This is a genomic window from Pseudomonas putida W15Oct28, assembly GCF_000708715.2.
Lineage (GTDB): Bacteria > Pseudomonadota > Gammaproteobacteria > Pseudomonadales > Pseudomonadaceae > Aquipseudomonas > Aquipseudomonas putida_R.
In genome coordinates, this window is the sequence record NZ_JENB01000005.1 from 1 (window position 1) to 17,434 (window position 17,434).

The 17,434-nt window shown below is 62.0% G+C and carries 14 protein-coding genes; 8 read left to right on the top strand and 6 right to left on the bottom strand.

The annotated features are described in order from the left end of the window. Positions 1-400: 400 nt before the first annotated feature. Complete coding sequence (locus AK81_RS04360; RefSeq protein WP_162491969.1) at positions 401-1,819, top strand: amino acid permease; 1,419 nt, start codon at positions 401-403, stop codon at positions 1,817-1,819. Between the two features lie 181 nt (positions 1,820-2,000). Here the strand turns inward: AK81_RS04360 and AK81_RS04365 are convergent, their stop codons facing one another. Then, complete coding sequence (locus AK81_RS04365; protein ID WP_043197027.1) at positions 2,001-2,885, bottom strand: LysR substrate-binding domain-containing protein; 885 nt, start codon at positions 2,883-2,885, stop codon at positions 2,001-2,003. Positions 2,886-3,036: 151 nt separating this feature from the next. Between AK81_RS04365 and ydiJ the strand changes: the two genes are divergently transcribed. Further along, positions 3,037-6,057 (top strand): D-2-hydroxyglutarate dehydrogenase YdiJ, encoded by a 3,021-nt coding sequence (gene ydiJ, locus AK81_RS04370; RefSeq protein ID WP_043197029.1) that lies wholly within the window; start codon positions 3,037-3,039, stop codon positions 6,055-6,057. Between the two features lie 137 nt (positions 6,058-6,194). Here the strand turns inward: ydiJ and AK81_RS04375 are convergent, their stop codons facing one another. From AK81_RS04375 to phhA, 4 genes are all read right to left on the bottom strand, one after another. Continuing rightward, positions 6,195-7,394 carry an MFS transporter gene (locus tag AK81_RS04375; protein ID WP_043197030.1) on the bottom strand — a complete coding sequence of 400 codons (1,200 nt, stop codon included), beginning with the start codon at positions 7,392-7,394 and terminating at the stop codon, positions 6,195-6,197. A 90-nt stretch (positions 7,395-7,484) separates the two neighbouring features. Next, a complete protein-coding gene (locus AK81_RS30600; protein WP_016488505.1) occupies positions 7,485-7,613 on the bottom strand; it encodes a hypothetical protein in 129 nt (42 codons plus the stop codon). A 292-nt stretch (positions 7,614-7,905) separates the two neighbouring features. Then, positions 7,906-8,262 (bottom strand): 4a-hydroxytetrahydrobiopterin dehydratase, encoded by a 357-nt coding sequence (locus AK81_RS04380; protein WP_003254532.1) that lies wholly within the window; start codon positions 8,260-8,262, stop codon positions 7,906-7,908. A gap of 38 nt (positions 8,263-8,300) precedes the next feature. Beyond that, positions 8,301-9,089: a phenylalanine 4-monooxygenase gene (phhA, locus tag AK81_RS04385; protein WP_016498483.1), complete on the bottom strand. Its 789-nt coding sequence runs from the start codon at positions 9,087-9,089 to the stop codon at positions 8,301-8,303. A gap of 256 nt (positions 9,090-9,345) precedes the next feature. Here phhA and AK81_RS04390 point away from each other — a divergent pair, with 256 nt between their 5' ends. Continuing rightward, positions 9,346-10,905, top strand: coding sequence for a sigma-54-dependent phenylalanine hydroxylase transcriptional regulator PhhR (locus AK81_RS04390; RefSeq protein WP_043197032.1), 1,560 nt, complete (start codon positions 9,346-9,348; stop codon positions 10,903-10,905). Positions 10,906-11,057: 152 nt separating this feature from the next. On the opposite strand, the gene AK81_RS04395 is transcribed toward AK81_RS04390, so the two are convergent. Further along, positions 11,058-11,312 (bottom strand): DUF2790 domain-containing protein, encoded by a 255-nt coding sequence (locus AK81_RS04395; protein ID WP_003254526.1) that lies wholly within the window; start codon positions 11,310-11,312, stop codon positions 11,058-11,060. 398 nt (positions 11,313-11,710) lie between these two features. Here AK81_RS04395 and acs point away from each other — a divergent pair, with 398 nt between their 5' ends. From acs to AK81_RS04420, 5 genes are all read left to right on the top strand, one after another. Continuing rightward, positions 11,711-13,672 (top strand): acetate--CoA ligase, encoded by a 1,962-nt coding sequence (gene acs, locus AK81_RS04400; protein ID WP_043197033.1) that lies wholly within the window; start codon positions 11,711-11,713, stop codon positions 13,670-13,672. 624 nt (positions 13,673-14,296) lie between these two features. Next, the gene (locus tag AK81_RS04405) at positions 14,297-15,082 is read left to right on the top strand and encodes an ABC transporter substrate-binding protein (protein ID WP_043197034.1); all 786 of its coding nucleotides are present in this window, start codon (positions 14,297-14,299) and stop codon (positions 15,080-15,082) included. An 88-nt stretch (positions 15,083-15,170) separates the two neighbouring features. Next, positions 15,171-15,860 carry an ABC transporter permease gene (locus AK81_RS04410; protein WP_016498487.1) on the top strand — a complete coding sequence of 230 codons (690 nt, stop codon included), beginning with the start codon at positions 15,171-15,173 and terminating at the stop codon, positions 15,858-15,860. Next, complete coding sequence (locus AK81_RS04415; RefSeq protein WP_043197035.1) at positions 15,857-16,555, top strand: ABC transporter permease; 699 nt, start codon at positions 15,857-15,859, stop codon at positions 16,553-16,555. Before AK81_RS04410 ends, AK81_RS04415 begins: the two co-directional genes overlap by 4 nt. Before the next feature lie 22 nt (positions 16,556-16,577). Next, complete coding sequence (locus AK81_RS04420) at positions 16,578-17,342, top strand: ABC transporter ATP-binding protein (RefSeq protein ID WP_043197038.1); 765 nt, start codon at positions 16,578-16,580, stop codon at positions 17,340-17,342. Positions 17,343-17,434: the final 92 nt, after the last annotated feature.

Below are 17,434 nucleotides of genomic sequence, written 5' to 3' on the forward strand. Positions count from 1 at the left end.
CCGCCCACCCTTGCCCAAACCCCCGTCCCCACGGTGTTATAGCCGCCATTGCCGTGTGCAAGAGCCCGTCCACAGAGCCGGGCTGACAAAACAACAAATGGAGGCGCCATGTACGCCGATCACTTCGCCTTTCAAGGCCCACACCACAGGATCGCTGCGTTTTTTCCGGATGGAAGGACGCAACGCGTTGACGCCTGCGCGTTTGCAGGGGTATACAGTGCGCCGCGTTTTACCTGTGACCCTCTTGCGTACCGCGCACTCTTGATCACGCCTGGTTGACCCGCCTCGGCGGCACCTGAGGTCAAGAAACCCAAGGTAACCACCTTGCCCATTCCGCTGCGCCACGAGCGCGGTGGGTCCGATTCCGTCACAGATAAAAACAATGCAGGTGACTTCGTTCATGAGTGGACAAAACATGCATTCAGGCGAGCTCAAGCGGGGCCTGAAGAACCGCCATATCCAGTTGATCGCCCTTGGTGGTGCGATTGGTACCGGCCTGTTCCTCGGCTCGGCAGGCGTGATGAAATCCGCCGGCCCGTCAATGATCCTTGGCTACGCGATTTGCGGCTTCATCGCCTTCATGATCATGCGCCAGCTTGGCGAAATGATTGTCGAAGAGCCTGTGGCCGGCTCGTTCAGCCACTTTGCCCACAATTACTGGGGTGGTTTCGCCGGCTTCCTGTCGGGCTGGAACTGCTGGGTGCTGTACATCCTGGTGGGCATGTCGGAGCTTTCGGCGGTCGGCAAGTATGTTCACTACTGGTGGCCGGAGATCCCTACCTGGGTCACGGCGGCGGCGTTCTTCGTGCTGATCAACGCCATCAACCTGATGAACGTGAAGTTCTTCGGTGAAGCCGAGTTCTGGTTTGCCATCATCAAGGTCGTGGCCATTGTCAGCATGATCGGCCTGGGTGCCTACCTGCTCACCAGCGGCAGCGGTGGCCCAGATGCCACCATCGCCAACCTGTGGTCGCATGGCGGCTTCTTCCCGAACGGTGTCAGCGGGCTGGTAATGGCCCTGGCGTTCATCATGTTCTCCTTCGGTGGCCTGGAAATGCTCGGTTTCACCGCTGCCGAGGCCGACAAGCCGAAGACCGTGATCCCGAAGGCGATCAACCAGGTCATCTACCGCATCCTGATCTTCTATGTCGGTGCCCTGGTGGTGCTGCTGTCGCTCACCCCGTGGGACAACCTGGTGGCCAGCATCGATGCCTCGGGTGGCAGCTACGGCAGCAGCCCGTTCGTGCAGGTGTTCTCGCTGCTGGGCAGTGACGTGGCCGCCCACCTGCTGAACTTCGTGGTACTGACCGCCGCGCTGTCGGTGTACAACAGCGGCACCTACTGCAATGCCCGCATGCTGCTGGGCATGGCCGAGCAGGGTGATGCCCCGGCGTCGCTGGCTAAAGTCGACAAGCGTGGCGTGCCAGTGCGTGCGATCCTGGTGTCGGCTGCCGTTACCTTTGTCGCCGTGCTGCTCAACTACCTGATGCCGCAGAACGCCCTGGAGCTGCTGATGTCGCTGGTAGTGGCTACCCTGGTGATCAACTGGGCGATGATCAGCTACTCGCACCTGAAGTTCCGTCAGCACCTGGACCGTACTGGCCAGAAGCCGCTGTTCAAGGCGCTGTGGTACCCCTACGGTAACTACGTGGTGCTGGCCTTCGTGGTGCTGATTCTGGGCATCATGCTGATGATCCCGGGCATTCAGGTTTCGGTGTATGCAATTCCGTTCTGGCTGTTCGGTATGTTCGTGATCTACATGGTCAAGCCGCGCCGCAGGATGAATGCTGGCGGGGCTGCGGGTACCGTAGCCAAGTAGGCAACCCAACGCAGTATGCAAAAACCCCAAGCCAGGTGACCGGCTTGGGGTTTTTTATTGCCTGTGCCGGCCTCTTCGCGGGTAAACCCGCTCCCACAGGTACGGCGCAACATTCGAATCCTGTGCTGACCCTGTGGGAGCGGGTTTACCCGCGAAGGGGCCGGCACGGGCAACGTATCCTTCAGATCTGTTCCAGCAACCAGCTCCTGAATGCCCGTAACGACGGCAAGGCCTCATTCCTGGGCGGGTAGATCAGGTAGTAACTCCGCTGGCTGGCAAATGCCACCCCCGGGCTGTACAGCTCTGCCTTGGCCAGTTCCTCCTCCACAAGAATACGCGGCACCAGCCCGATACCAATCCCGGCCCGTACCGCCTGAATCAAGTGCGAGGTCAGTTCGAAGCTCGGCCCCAGGCGCATCGACCGGTGCGGCAGGCCATGGTGTGAAAACCACTCGCCCCAGGCGTGCGGGTTGTTGGCCACATTCAACAGCACCTCTTCACTGATCCTTGCCGGGCTCCAGCCTTGGCTATCCGCACCGGCCTCCGGCGGCAGGATTACCACCAGTTCCTCGGCATGCAGGCGATGGCAGATCAGCCCCGGCAGGTCGTGGCTGGCCACGCCGATGGCGGCATCGATTTCGCTGGTGTCGAAGTTGATGGCTTCGATGCGCGAATGAATGTGCACCAGCATGCCCGGGTGCGCGTCGTAGAACGCATGCAGCCTTGGCAGCAGCCATTTCGAGCCAAAGGTGGGCAGGGTGGCCAGGCGCAAGGTGCCCACACCCGACTGGTAGGCCAACGCCTGCAGGGTGGCGCTGCGGATGCGCCCCAATGCCTCGCTGAGCTCGCGCTGATACAGGCGGCCGACATCGGTCAGCTGCACCTGGCGGCCCTCGCGGCGGAACAGGGTCAGGCCCAGTTGCTGTTCCAGCGCCTGCACCTGGCGGCTGACCGCGCTCTGGGTCAGTGACAGTTCGGCAGCGGCGCGGGTGTAGCTTTCATGCCGGGCGGCGGCCTCGAATGCCAGCAGCAGCGACATGGACGGTGTCAGGTGGCGGTAATTCATTCATAAAAGTCATTGATAGCGGCAGGATTATCCGTTTGCCCCTGAGGCGAAACTACAGGAACATTGGCCTATACGTCACCCCCGCATGGCAACACCTATGCCGGGGATACAGGAATCCGTGAATTAGCCAATATCAAGAGGCCATCCTTCGATGATCGCCCAGCTGCCGACCGTTGCACCGAGCGCCAACTACCCCGAATTCCTCGAAGCCCTGCGCAACAGCGGCTTCCGTGGCCAGATCAGTGCCGACTACGGCACCCGTACCGTGCTGGCCACCGATAACTCGATTTACCAGCGCCTGCCCCAGGCCGCTGTGTTCCCGCTGGACGCCGACGACGTGGCGCGGGTTGCCACGCTGATGGGCGAGGCGCGCTTCCAGGACGTCAAGCTGACCCCGCGCGGCGGTGGCACCGGCACCAACGGCCAGTCGTTGACCGACGGCATCGTCGTCGACCTGTCGCGGCACATGAACAAGATCCTCGAAATCAACGTCGAGGAGCGCTGGGTGCGGGTGCAGGCCGGTACGGTCAAGGACCAGCTCAATGCCGCGCTCAAGCCGCACGGCCTGTTCTTCGCCCCCGAGCTGTCCACCTCCAACCGCGCCACCGTCGGCGGCATGATCAACACCGACGCCAGCGGCCAGGGCAGTTGCACCTATGGCAAGACCCGCGACCATGTACTGGAGCTGCACAGCGTGCTGCTCGGTGGCGAGCGCCTGCACAGCCTGCCGATCGACGATGCCGCACTGGAGCAGGCCTGCGCCGCGCCCGGCCGGGTCGGCGAGGTGTACCGCATGGCCCGCGAGATTCAGGAAACCCAGGCGGAGCTGATCGAAACCACCTTCCCCAAGCTCAACCGTTGCCTGACCGGCTACGACCTGGCGCACCTGCGCGACGAGCAGGGCCGTTTCAACCTCAACAGCGTGCTGTGTGGCGCCGAAGGCTCGCTGGGTTACGTGGTCGAAGCCAAGCTCAACGTGCTGCCCATCCCCAAGTACGCGGTGCTGGTCAACGTGCGCTACACCAGCTTCATGGATGCCTTGCGCGACGCCAATGCGCTGATGGCGCATAAGCCGCTGTCGATCGAGACCGTCGACTCCAGGGTGTTGATGCTGGCGATGAAAGACATCGTCTGGCACAGCGTTGCCGAGTACTTCCCGGCCGACCCCGAGCGCCCCACCCTGGGCATCAACCTGGTGGAGTTCTGTGGCGACGAGCCGGCCGAGGTCAACGCCCGGGTGCAGGCTTTTGTCGAACACTTGCAGGCGGACACCAGCGTCGAGCGCCTGGGGCATACCCTGGCCGAAGGCGCCGAGGCGGTCACCCGTGTCTATGTCATGCGCAAGCGCTCGGTGGGCTTGCTGGGTAACGTCGAGGGCGAGGTGCGCCCGCAGCCGTTTGTCGAAGACACCGCGGTACCGCCGGAGCAGTTGGCCGACTACATCGCCGACTTCCGCGCGCTGCTCGATGGCTACGGCCTGACCTACGGCATGTTCGGCCACGTCGATGCCGGCGTGCTGCACGTGCGCCCGGCACTGGACATGAAAGACCCCGCGCAGGCTGCGCTGGTGAAGCCGATTTCCGATGCGGTGGCGGCGCTGACCAAAAGCTACGGCGGTTTGCTGTGGGGCGAGCACGGCAAAGGCCTGCGCTCTGAGTATGTGCCGGAGTACTTCGGCGAGCTGTACCCGGCGCTGCAGCGCCTGAAGGGCGCCTTTGACCCGCACAACCAGCTCAACCCGGGCAAGATCTGCACCCCGCCGGGCAGCGTCGAGGGCTTGACCCCGGTTGATGGCGTGACCCTGCGCGGCGACCTGGACCGTACCATCGACGAGCGCGTGTGGCAGGACTTCCCCAGCGCCGTGCACTGCAACGGCAACGGCGCCTGCTACAACTACGACCCCAACGACGCCATGTGCCCGTCGTGGAAGGCCACCCGCGAACGCCAGCATTCGCCCAAGGGCCGTGCTTCGCTGATGCGCGAATGGCTGCGCCTGCAGGGCGAGGCGAACATCGACGTGCTGGCCGCGGCGCGCAACAAGGTGTCGTGGCTCAAGGGCCTGCCGGCGCGCCTGCGCAACAACCGCGAACGCAGCCAGGGGCAGGAAGATTTTTCCCATGAAGTGTACGACGCCATGGCCGGTTGCCTGGCGTGCAAGTCGTGCGCCGGGCAGTGCCCGATCAAGGTCAACGTGCCGGACTTCCGTTCACGCTTCCTTGAGTTGTACCACGGCCGCTACCAGCGCCCGCTGCGTGACTACCTGATCGGCTCGCTGGAATTCAGCATTCCGTACCTGGCCCACGCGCCAGGGCTTTACAACGCGGTGATGGGCTCGAAGTGGGTGACCAGGCTGCTGGCCGACAAGATCGGCATGGTGGACAGCCCGCTGATCAGCCGTTTCAACTTCCAGGCTACCCTGACCCGCTGTCGCGTTGGCGTGGCCAGCGTGCCGGCCCTGCGTGAACTGACCCCGGCCCAGCGCGAACGCAGCATCGTGCTGGTGCAGGACGCCTTTACCCGCTACTTCGAAACGCCGCTGCTGTCGGCCTTCATCGACCTGGCACACCGCCTTGGTCATCGGGTGTACCTGGCGCCGTACAGCGCCAACGGCAAGCCGCTGCATGTGCAGGGCTTCCTCGGTGCATTCGCCAAGGCGGCAATCCGCAACGCCACCCAGCTCAAGGCCCTGGCCGACTGTGGCGTGCCGCTGGTGGGCCTGGACCCGGCGATGACCCTGGTGTATCGCCAGGAATACCAGAAAGTGCCGGGGCTGGAAGATTGCCCGAAGGTGCTGTTGCCGCAGGAGTGGCTGATGGATGTGCTGCCCGAGCAGGCACCGACCGCGCCGGGCAACTTCCGCCTGATGGCGCATTGCACCGAGAAGACCAACGTGCCAGCCAGCACCCGGCAGTGGGAGCAGGTGTTTGAGCGTTTGGGCCTGAAGCTGGTGACCGAGGCGACGGGGTGCTGCGGTATGTCCGGTACCTACGGGCACGAGGCGCGTAACCAGGAAACATCGCGGACCATCTTCGAGCAGAGCTGGGCGACCAAGCTGGACAAGGAAGGGGAGCCGCTGGCGACGGGCTACTCGTGCCGTAGCCAGGTCAAGCGCATGACCGAGCGCAAGATGCGCCACCCGCTGGAAGTGGTGTTGCAGTACGCCCAGCGCTAGGTTTAAAGGCCTGGGGGCTGCTTTGCAGCCCATCGCCGGCAAGCCAGCTCCCACAGGATCACCACAGGCCTGAACATTGTGGTGAGCCTGTGGGAGCTGGCTTGCCGGCGATAGGGCCAGTGCAGGCACTGCAAGGGTCAGGGTTCTTGTACCCGATCTCTATGCCGCCGCGCCTGCCGGTACAGGTACAAGCTCAGCACCAGCCCGCAAGCCGCGGCAGCCGCCGCGAACAGAAACATCGAAGCAAACCCGAACCCCGCCGCCACCGCGCCCACCAGTGGCCCGGTCACCCCCAGTGACAAATCGATGAACAGCGAATACGCCCCCACCGCCGCGCCGCGGTTGGCCGCCGACACCTGGTTCACCGCCTCCACGCCCAGCGCCGGGAACACCAGCGAGAAGCCAAACCCGCTCAGTGCTGCACCCGCCAATGCCAGTTCGGCGCTGGGGGCCAGCCACAGCATCAGCAGCCCGAGTGTTTCCACCGACAGGCAGGCAATCGCCACCCTGAACCCGCCAATCCGGTTGATCAGGTTGCCGAACAGCAACCGCGCACTGATGAAGCTGGCGCCGAACAGGCTCAGGGTCAACGCCGCATCGGCCCAGCCACGGCTGGCGTAGTACAAGGTGATGAAGGTGGCGATGGTGCCAAAGCCGATCGAACCCAGGGCCAGCCCCGAACCGTGCGGGAACACCTTGCCCAGCACCCGCAGGAACGGCAGGCGTACACCGCTGACGATGGGCGCGGCCTGCTTGGGCCAGGCCAGCAGCAGGCCGAGCACGCACAGCAGGATGATGCTCACGCCCATGCTCCACAGCCCCAGGCCTTTGACCATCAGCACGCCCAGCGGGGCGCCGATGGCCAGTGCGCCATAGCTGGCGATGCCGTTCCAGGAGATGACTTTGGCGGTGTTTTCGGCGCCCACCCGGCCGATGCCCCAGCCAATCGCACCCGAGCCCACCAGGCTTTCCGCGCTGCCCAGCACCAGGCGGCCTACCAGCAGGCAGGCCAGGCTCAGCCAGGGCAGGTGGGTGAGGAAGGCGCAGGCCAGCATGAACACTCCGCTAAGCCCGCAGCCGACCAAGCCATACAGGACGGCTTTCTTGCTGCCATGGTTGTCGATGATGCGGCTGGCGGTGGGGCGGCTGAGCAAGGTGGCCAGGTACTGCACGCTGATCACCAGGCCGGCGACCACGGCGCTGAAACCCAGATCGTTATGCACATAGCCAGGCAATACGGCCAGTGGAATGCCGATGTTCAGGTAGCCGATGAAGGTGAAGAGGACGATGGAGACGACTTGCAGGGTAACCGCAAGGGGGCGCGGTGAGTCGGGCATGGGGACCTACGTGTGTTCAGGACGGTGTGAAAACGTGATGACGGGGGTAGCCCGCAGGTCAGCCGTTTTCACACAGTCGGGGATGCGCAGTTATTCCTGGTCAGCGCTGGATTGATCGTCACCATCCTGCTCGACGGCAGCTGCCGGTTCAGCATGAACGGTCACGGATGGCTCTTCTGGGTTCAGGCTTGGGAAGGGAAGATTCGGGATTTCGTGCATCTCGTCGTTCCTCGCAAGTGTGAGTGAAAAGTCTGCGCCAGGCGCGTTTGGGGCTTCGCAAAGCTGGGGCAGGATACACAAGTCTGGATGACAGTTTGGATTTTTTACCGGTCGCTTGTCGGTTTTGCGGGCGAACAGCGCACATTTTTCCTGCAGATAATTAGGGCCGCTTCGCGCCCCTTCGCGGGCTTGCCCGCTCCCACAGGGCCCGCGAAAACCAGGGCCGCGCGCCGTCTTTGTGGGAGCGGGCAAGCCCGCGAAGGGGCGCGAAGCGGCCCCGGATCCTAAGCGATTACTTACGGCCTTCAGCCGTTTCGGCCACCTTGTCGGTGCGCGCGCACATGATGAAGTCGTTGCGGTGCAGGCCTTTGATCGAGTGGCTCCACCAGGTGACGGTGACCTTGCCCCACTCGGTCAGCAGCCCTGGGTGGTGGCCTTCGGCCTCGGCGATTTCGCCCACGGCGTTGGTGAACGCCAAGGCGTGCTTGAAGTTCTTGAACAGGAACACGCGCTCAAGCTCCATGTGGCCGTCACGTACTTCGATGTTCCAGTCCGGGATTTCGCGAATCAGCTCGGCCAGCTCTTCGTCGGTGACTTTCGGGGCATCGGCGCGGCAGGCTTCGCAATGGGCTTGGTTCAAGGCATTCATGGGTTTTTTCCGGTTCGAGTTGTTATCGGCAAGGTCGCTCAGGCGGCGACCTTGGGTGGAAACTTCGGTGCGTGCAGGCCCAGCTGCATGGCCTTATGGACCATGCCCATGATGTCTTCGTGGGCCAGGTCGAACAGGCGCTTCATGTTCGGCAGCACGAAATACAGCGGCTGCAGGATGTCGATGCGGTACGGCGTACGCATCGCCTCGATCGGGTCGAAGGCCTGGTGCTCAGGCTCGCCAGACAGACTGTAGACGGTCTCCTTCGGCGACGAGAGGATGCCGCCGCCATAGATCTTGCGGCCCTGCGGGGTTTCCATCAGGCCAAACTCGATGGTCATCCAGTACAGGCGCGCCAGGTACACGCGTTGTTCCTTGGTCGCGGCCAGGCCGAGTTTGCCGTAGGTGTGGGTGAACTCGGCGAACCACGGGTTGGTCAGCAGCGGGCAGTGGCCGAAGATCTCGTGGAAGATGTCGGGCTCTTGCAGGTAGTCCAGCTCTTCCGGGGTGCGGATGAAGGTGGCAACCGGGAAGCGCTTGCTGGCCAGCAGTTCGAAGAAGGTCTGGAAGGGGATCAGTGCCGGTACCCGGGCAACTTGCCAGCCGGTGGTGGCGCCCAGCACCTTGTTGACCTCGCCCAGCTGCGGAATACGGTCATGGGGCAGCTTGAGCTGGTCGATGCCGTCCAGGTATTCCTGGCACGCGCGGCCTTCGATTACTTTCAGCTGGCGGGTGATCAGGGTGTTCCATACCGCATGCTCTTGCTGCGGGTAATCGATAAAACCATGCGCATCGGGCTCGCGTGCCACGTATTGCGTCTGTTTCATGAGGCTCTCCTGGTGAGGGCTTTTCTTGTTATGTGCAGGACATGCCTAAGTAATATCCCCACCCGGGTCGGTTTGCACGATGGATGGCAGGGCTTGCAGTTGCTCGTCACCCTCACTTTCGTAACGATAATTTTACAAAATCAAGCAGGTGTCGGAAAATCCGAGGCATCTGGCTGATGGTTACGCTGTTTTTGTCAGCTTATCTTTACGAATTTTCTGCGCGATGTTGAAAAACATTGGCGCTTCGAGAGCCCTCATGCGTATCAAAGTGCATTGCCAGAACCGTATTGGCATCCTGCGCGACATCCTCAACCTGCTGGTGGAGTACGGCATCAACGTGCTGCGCGGTGAGGTGGGCGGTGACCACGGCAACGCCATCTACCTGCATTGCCCGAACCTCATCAACATTCAGTTCCAGGCACTGCGGCCCAAGTTCGAGGCGATTGCCGGGGTGTTCGGCGTCAAGCGTGTGGGGCTGATGCCCAGCGAGCGGCGGCACATGGAGCTGAATGCACTGCTGGGCGCGCTGGATTTCCCGGTGCTGTCGATCGACATGGGCGGCAGTATCGTCGCCGCCAACCGCACGGCGGCGCAGCTGCTGGGGGTGCGGGTGGACGAGGTGCCGGGCATGCCGCTGGCGCGCTACGTGGAAGATTTCGACCTGCCGGAGCTGGTGCGGGCCAACAAGTCGCGTATCAACGGCATGCGCATCAAGGTCAAAGGCGATGTGTTCCTGGCCGATATCGCGCCGTTGCAGTCCGAGCACGATGACAGTGAGGCGTTGGCGGGCGCGGTACTTACCCTGCACCGGGCCGACCGCATCGGCGAGCGCATCTACAACGTGCGCAAGCAGGAGCTGCGCGGTTTCGACAGTATCTTCCAGAGCTCGCGGGTGATGGCCGCCGTGGTGCGGGAGGCGCGGCGCATGGCGCCGCTGGATGCACCCTTGCTGATTGAGGGCGAGACCGGCACTGGCAAGGAGCTGCTGGCGCGCGCCTGCCACCTGGCCAGCCCGCGCGGCCAGTCACCGCTGATGGCGCTCAATTGCGCCGGGTTGCCGGAGTCGATGGCCGAGACCGAGCTGTTTGGCTACGGCCCCGGGGCATTCGAAGGGGCGCGGGCGGAGGGCAAGCTGGGGCTGCTGGAGCTGACTGCCGGCGGCACGCTGTTTCTTGACGGGGTAGGGGAGATGAGCCCGCGCCTGCAAGTGAAGTTGCTGCGCTTTCTGCAGGACGGCTGCTTTCGCCGGGTAGGCAGCGATGAAGAGGTATACCTGGATGTGCGGGTGATTTGCGCGACCCAGGTGGATTTGTCCGAACTGTGTGCCCGTGGCGAGTTTCGCCAGGACCTGTATCACCGCCTCAACGTATTGTCGCTGCACATTCCGCCTTTGCGTGAATGCATGGATGGGCTGGAAGGGCTGGTACAGCACTTTCTCGATCAGGCCAGCCGGCAGATCGGCTGCGCCATGCCACGTCTGGCGCCGGCAGCAATGGAAAAACTTGGGCAATACCATTGGCCGGGCAATGTAAGGCAGTTGGAAAACGTATTGTTCCAGGCGGTCTCTTTATGTGAAGGCGGCGTGGTCAAGAGCGAGCATATTCGCTTGCCGGATTATGGCGCGCGGCAACCGTTGGGTGAGTTTTCGCTGGAAGGGGATCTTTCGCAGATTGTCGGGCGCTTTGAAAAAGCCGTACTGGAAAGTTTGATGGGGGAATTTTCGAGTAGTCGGGCGTTGGGGAAAAGATTGGGTGTTTCGCACACGACAATTGCCAACAAGTTGAGGGATTACGCGCTTAACAAGTCTTCGGATTAGTTGTTGGGCAACAAGCGTGGGACTGCTTTGCAGTCCTTTCGCGACACAAGGCCGCTCCTACAGGTATTGCGTCTGGTTTGGAACCTGCGCAATTCCTGTAGGAGCGGCCTTGTGTCGCGAAAGGGGCCCGCAGGGCCCCCATTCATAAGGTATCAGCCGTTAGAGCAGCCGTTCCCCATCACGCGGTATTCGAGAATGTGCTTCTGGCCTTGGGAGTCCTCGTAGGTCATGCGGGCTGGCACGACTTCGCACACATTGGGCACTTCGCTCATGGAAATGACGCGGGCAATGTCCAGGTGCTGCGAGTAACTGTACTGTTCAACCGGAATCTGCTCGGCATCTTTGGCTTCGCCGGCCATCGCCGCGCCGCAAAGACTGCCAAGTACCAATACCAGTAAAGCTTTCATTTTCTATTTACCTGTCTAAGGTCGTGAGGGGGCACGCGGCGCTTATGGCGCCGCGAGTATTGCTAGTTTTAACTATCGGGATGAGATGGAGATTAACGCTTGCCTTCGTGGGGGCTGTTACCAGTTGTTAATCGCCTTGCCGTTGCTGGCGAGGTGAATTTTATGGCGGTGGCCAAGGCTGAAACAGTGGGTCTTTTGATAAAGTGTTTTGACAGAATCTGTAACAATCCCGTGTTAACCCCCTTCTTTTTCTCGCTGCATGGGCTGTAATGCCCGAGCTAGAGGGCTTTATCGGAACGGGCGTGCCAAATTACTACCAACGTCGAATGGCTTTTGTCGCTCTGGTACAGTTACAAACGGTTCCATACAAAAACAACTATTACACCGAGGTAACACAGATGAGTGCGGCTCCACTGTATCCCGTTCGTCCCGAGGTTGCGGCCACTACCCTGACCGACGAGGCCACCTACAAGGCCATGTACCAGAAATCGGTGATCAACCCGGACGGCTTCTGGCGCGAGCAGGCCCAGCGTATCGACTGGATCAAACCGTTCACCAAGGTCAAGCAAACCTCCTTTGACGACCACCACGTCGATATCAAATGGTTCGCCGACGGCACTCTGAACGTGTCCTCCAACTGCCTGGACCGCCACCTCGAAGAGCGCGGTGACCAACTGGCCATCATCTGGGAAGGCGACGACCCTTCCGAACACCGCAACATCACTTACCGTGAACTGCACGAGCAGGTCTGCAAGTTTGCCAACGCCCTGCGTGGCCAGGACGTGCACCGTGGTGACGTGGTGACCATCTACATGCCGATGATCCCCGAGGCCGTGGTCGCCATGCTGGCTTGTGCCCGCATTGGCGCGATCCACTCGGTGGTGTTCGGTGGCTTCTCCCCTGAAGCGTTGGCCGGCCGCATCATCGATTGCGAATCCAAGGTGGTGATCACCGCCGACGAAGGCGTGCGTGGCGGCCGTCGTACCCCGCTCAAGGCCAACGTCGACCTGGCGCTGACCAACCCTGAAACCAAAAGCGTGCAGAAGATCATCGTGTGCAAGCGCACCGGTGGTGATATTGCCTGGCACCAGCACCGCGACATCTGGTACGAAGACCTGATGAAAGTGGCCTCCAGCCACTGCGCGCCAAAAGAAATGGGTGCTGAAGAAGCGCTGTTCATCCTTTATACCTCCGGCTCCACGGGCAAGCCGAAGGGTGTGCTGCACACCACTGGCGGTTACCTGGTGTATGCCGCGCTGACCCATGAGCGTGTGTTCGACTATCGCCCGGGCGAGGTCTACTGGTGCACCGCCGACGTCGGTTGGGTCACTGGCCACAGCTACATCGTCTACGGCCCGCTGGCCAACGGCGCCACCACCTTGCTGTTCGAAGGCGTGCCAAACTACCCGGACATTACTCGCGTCTCGAAGATCGTCGACAAGCACAAGGTCAACGTCCTCTACACCGCGCCAACCGCCATTCGCGCGATGATGGCCGAAGGGCAGGCCGCTGTTGAGGGTGCCGATGGTTCCAGCCTGCGCCTGCTTGGCTCGGTGGGCGAGCCGATCAACCCTGAAGCCTGGAACTGGTACTACAAGACTGTGGGCAAGGAGCGTTGCCCGATCGTCGACACCTGGTGGCAGACCGAAACCGGCGGCATCCTGATCAGCCCGCTGCCAGGCGCTACCGGCCTCAAGCCGGGCTCGGCAACCCGCCCGTTCTTTGGTGTGGTGCCCGCGCTGGTGGACAACCTCGGTAACCTGATCGAGGGTGCAGCCGAAGGCAACCTGGTGATCCTCGACTCCTGGCCAGGCCAGTCGCGTTCGCTGTACGGCGACCACGACCGCTTTGTCGACACCTACTTCAAGACCTTCCGTGGCATGTACTTCACTGGCGACGGCGCGCGTCGCGACGAGGATGGCTACTACTGGATCACCGGCCGCGTGGATGACGTGCTCAACGTGTCCGGCCACCGCATGGGTACTGCCGAAATCGAAAGCGCCATGGTCGCGCATTCGAAAGTTGCCGAGGCTGCAGTGGTTGGCGTGCCGCACGATATCAAGGGCCAGGGCATCTATGTGTATGTCACCCTCAATTCCGGCATTGAGGCCAGTGAGCAACTGCGCCTGGAGCTGAAAAACTGGGTGCGCAAGGAGATCGGCCCGATTGCCTCGCCGGACGTGATCCAGTGGGCGCCGGGGCTGCCGAAGACCCGTTCGGGCAAGATCATGCGCCGTATCCTGCGCAAGATTGCCACCGGTGAATACGATGCGCTGGGCGACATCTCGACCCTGGCTGACCCAGGTGTGGTGCAGCACCTGATCGATACCCACAAGGCCATGAACCTGGCTTCGGCCTGATATCGAGGCAGAGCGCGGGCCCTTGTGCGGGCGGCCTTATGTGGGAGCGGGCGAGCCCGCGAACACCGGCGCAGCCGGTGCCATCCACCGGGTTGCCTGCTTCGCGGGCGCGCCCGCTCCCACACAAGGCCGCTCCTACAGGGAGTGTGTATGCGTCAGAGAACCCCGCCCGGGCAACCGGCGGGGTTTTTGCTTTACTGTTACCCGACATTCATCGGTAACTGTTCTGTCACCGCTCCCGCACAAGTTCGGGGCGCGAAGAAACAAATCCGGCCCGTTTCGGTGCATTCCCGTAGCCATTTTGTGCAACACAGCACGCTACACTTGCCGTAGTAAAAGGCTTTGCCAATAATAGGCCCAGGAATTGCTAGGTCTATAGGTTCTATTTCTTGCGCTTTTGCATATTTTGCACTGGCTGTCAACATCGCCCGCAGCGGTTTCAGGCGCTTCTGTAAGTAGTTGTCGCTTTGAAGAAATATCGACTACCGGGCTGTCGCTAAAATGCCACTCACTCGCTCGTGGTCTGCGACCTTGGTCGAACCCTGCGCGGCTCGCGTTGTACCCATTCGCATATCGGGCAGTTGTTACCTGCCTTGTATTGCCCCGTACCGATGGAGTTACCTGATGAAGAAGCTTGCACTGCTTGGCGCCCTGACGCTGTCTGTGTTTTCCCTGGTGTCGCAGGCCGATGAAAAGCCACTGAAAATCGGCATTGAAGCTGCCTACCCACCCTTCGCCTTCAAGCAGCCCGATGGCAGCATCGCCGGTTTCGACTACGACATCGGCAACGCCCTGTGCGAACAGATGAAAGCCAAGTGCACCTGGGTCGAGCAGGAGTTCGACGGCCTGATCCCGGCGCTGAAAGTGCGCAAGATCGACGCCATCCTGTCGTCCATGTCGATCACTGAAGACCGCAAGAAGTCGGTCGACTTCACCAAGCGCTACTACCTGACCCCGGCGCGCCTGGTCATGAAGGACGGCACCGCTGTCAGCGAAAGCCTGGACGAGCTGAAGGGCAAGAAGATCGGCGTGCAGCGCGGCTCGATCCATGACCGCTTCGCCAAGGAAGTGCTGGGCGCCAAAGGTGCCACCGTGGTGCCTTACGGCACCCAGAACGAAATCTACCTGGACGTGGCAGCCGGTCGCCTCGACGGCACCGTGGCTGACGCCACCCTGCTGGAAGACGGCTTCCTCAAGACCGACGCCGGCAAGGGCTTCGCCTTCGTAGGCCCGGCCTTCACCGACGCCAAGTACTTCGGTGACGGCATCGGCATTGCCGTGCGCAAGGGTGACACGGCCAACGTCGAGCGCATCAACGCGGCCATCGACGCCATCCGTGCCAACGGCAAGTACAAAGAAATCGAGAAGAAGTACTTCAACTTCGACATCTACGGTCCAGACTCGAACTAAGACGTCGGGTTTCACCTGTGCAATGGTGCAAACAGCAGAGGCTCTGAGGTTTGCACCATTTTTCATTCTCTAGGTCGAGGACCTCATCATGTTGAAAGGCTACGGGGCAGTCATCCTCGACGGGGCGTGGCTGACGCTGCAGCTCGCCCTGTCGTCGATGGCCCTGGCCATCGTGCTCGGCCTGATCGGTGTGGCGCTGCGCTTGTCGCCGGTGCGCTGGCTGGCCTGGCTGGGCGATCTGTATTCCACCGTTATCCGTGGTATTCCGGACCTGGTCCTGATCCTGCTGATCTTCTACGGCGGGCAAGACATCATCAACCGGGTGGCACCGCTGCTCGGCTACGAAGACTACATCGACCTGAACCCGCTGGCTGCGGGTATCGGCACGCTGGGCTTCATCTTTGGCGCGTACCTGTCGGAAACCTTCCGCGGTGCCTTCCTCGGCATTCCCAAGGGCCAGGCCGAAGCGGGCGTGGCGTATGGCATGAGCAACCGCCAGGTGTTCTTCCGCATCCAGGTGCCGCAAATGATTCGCCTGGCGATCCCGGGCTTCACCAACAACTGGCTGGTGCTGACCAAGGCCACCGCGCTGATTTCGGTGGTCGGCCTGCAGGACATGATGTTCAAGGCCAAGCAGGCAGCCGATGCCACCCGCGAGCCTTTCACCTTCTTCCTGGCGGTGGCGGCCCTGTACCTGGTGCTGACCAGCGTCTCGCTGCTGGCCCTGAAGTATCTCGAGCGCCGCTACTCGGTGGGCGTCAAGGTGGCTGAACTATGATTTTCGACTACAACGTCGTCTGGGAGGCATTGCCGTTGTACTTCGGCGGCCTGCTGACCACCCTCAAGCTGCTGGCGATTTCGCTGCTTTTCGGCCTGTTGGCGGCCATTCCGCTGGGGCTGATGCGCGTGTCGAAGCAGCCTGCGATCAATCTCGTGGCGTGGCTCTACACCTACGTGATTCGCGGCACGCCGATGCTGGTGCAGCTGTTTCTGATCTACTACGGGCTGGCGCAGTTCGAGGCGGTGCGTGAAAGCTTCGTCTGGCCGCTGTTGTCCAGTGCCACGTTCTGCGCCTGCCTGGCATTTGGTGTCAACACCAGTGCCTATACCGCAGAAATCATCGCCGGCAGCCTCAAGGCCACGCCCCATGGCGAGATCGAGGCGGCCAAGGCCATGGGCATGTCGCGCATGAAGATGTACCGGCGCATCCTGCTGCCGTCGGCCCTGCGCCGGGCGCTGCCGCAGTACAGCAACGAAGTGATCATGATGCTGCAGACCACCAGCCTGGCGTCGATCGTGACCCTGATCGACATCACCGGTGCCGCACGCACGGTCAATGCCCAGTACTACCTGCCTTTCGAGGCCTACATCACGGCGGGCGTGTTCTACCTGTGCCTGACCTTCATCCTGGTGCGCCTGTTCAAGATGGCCGAACGCCGCTGGCTCGGCTACCTGGCGCCGCGCAAGCACTGACCGCTTTGTGAGAATCGACAGCATGTACAAACTCGAAGTCCAAGACCTGCACAAGCGCTACGGCAGCCATGAAGTGCTCAAGGGCGTGTCCCTGGCGGCCAAGGCCGGCGACGTCATCAGCATCATCGGCTCCAGCGGTTCGGGCAAGTCGACCTTCCTGCGCTGCATCAACCTGCTGGAGCAGCCGCACGCCGGCAAGATCCTGCTCAACAACGAAGAGCTCAAGCTGGTCGCCGGCAAGGACGGCGCGCTGAAGGCCTCCGACCCGCGGCAGCTGCAGCGCATGCGCTCGCGCCTGTCGATGGTGTTCCAGCACTTCAACCTGTGGTCGCACATGACGGCGCTGGAGAACGTGATCGAGGCGCCGGTACACGTGCTGGGCATGAACAAGAAAGAAGCCCTTGAAAAGGCCGAGCACTACCTGGCGAAGGTGGGTGTGTCCCACCGCAAGGACGCCTTCCCCGGGCATATGTCGGGTGGCGAGCAACAACGTGTGGCAATTGCCCGGGCCCTGGCCGTGGAGCCGGAGGTTATGCTGTTCGACGAGCCGACTTCGGCGCTCGACCCGGAGCTGGTGGGCGATGTGCTCAAGGTCATGCAGGCGCTTGCTCAGGAAGGCCGGACCATGGTGGTGGTGACCCACGAAATGGGCTTTGCTCGCGAGGTGTCCAACCAGCTGGTGTTCCTGCACAAAGGCCTGGTGGAAGAAGCCGGCTGCCCACGCGAAGTATTGGCCAACCCGCAGTCGGAGCGCCTGAAGCAGTTCCTCTCCGGCAGCCTGAAGTAAAAGCTGCATTTTTGCACCAGAATAGGGCATGCTGCGCTGCGAGCGCAGCCTGACCCGGCGCACAGACTCGAACGACCTCAGGTTTCGGACCG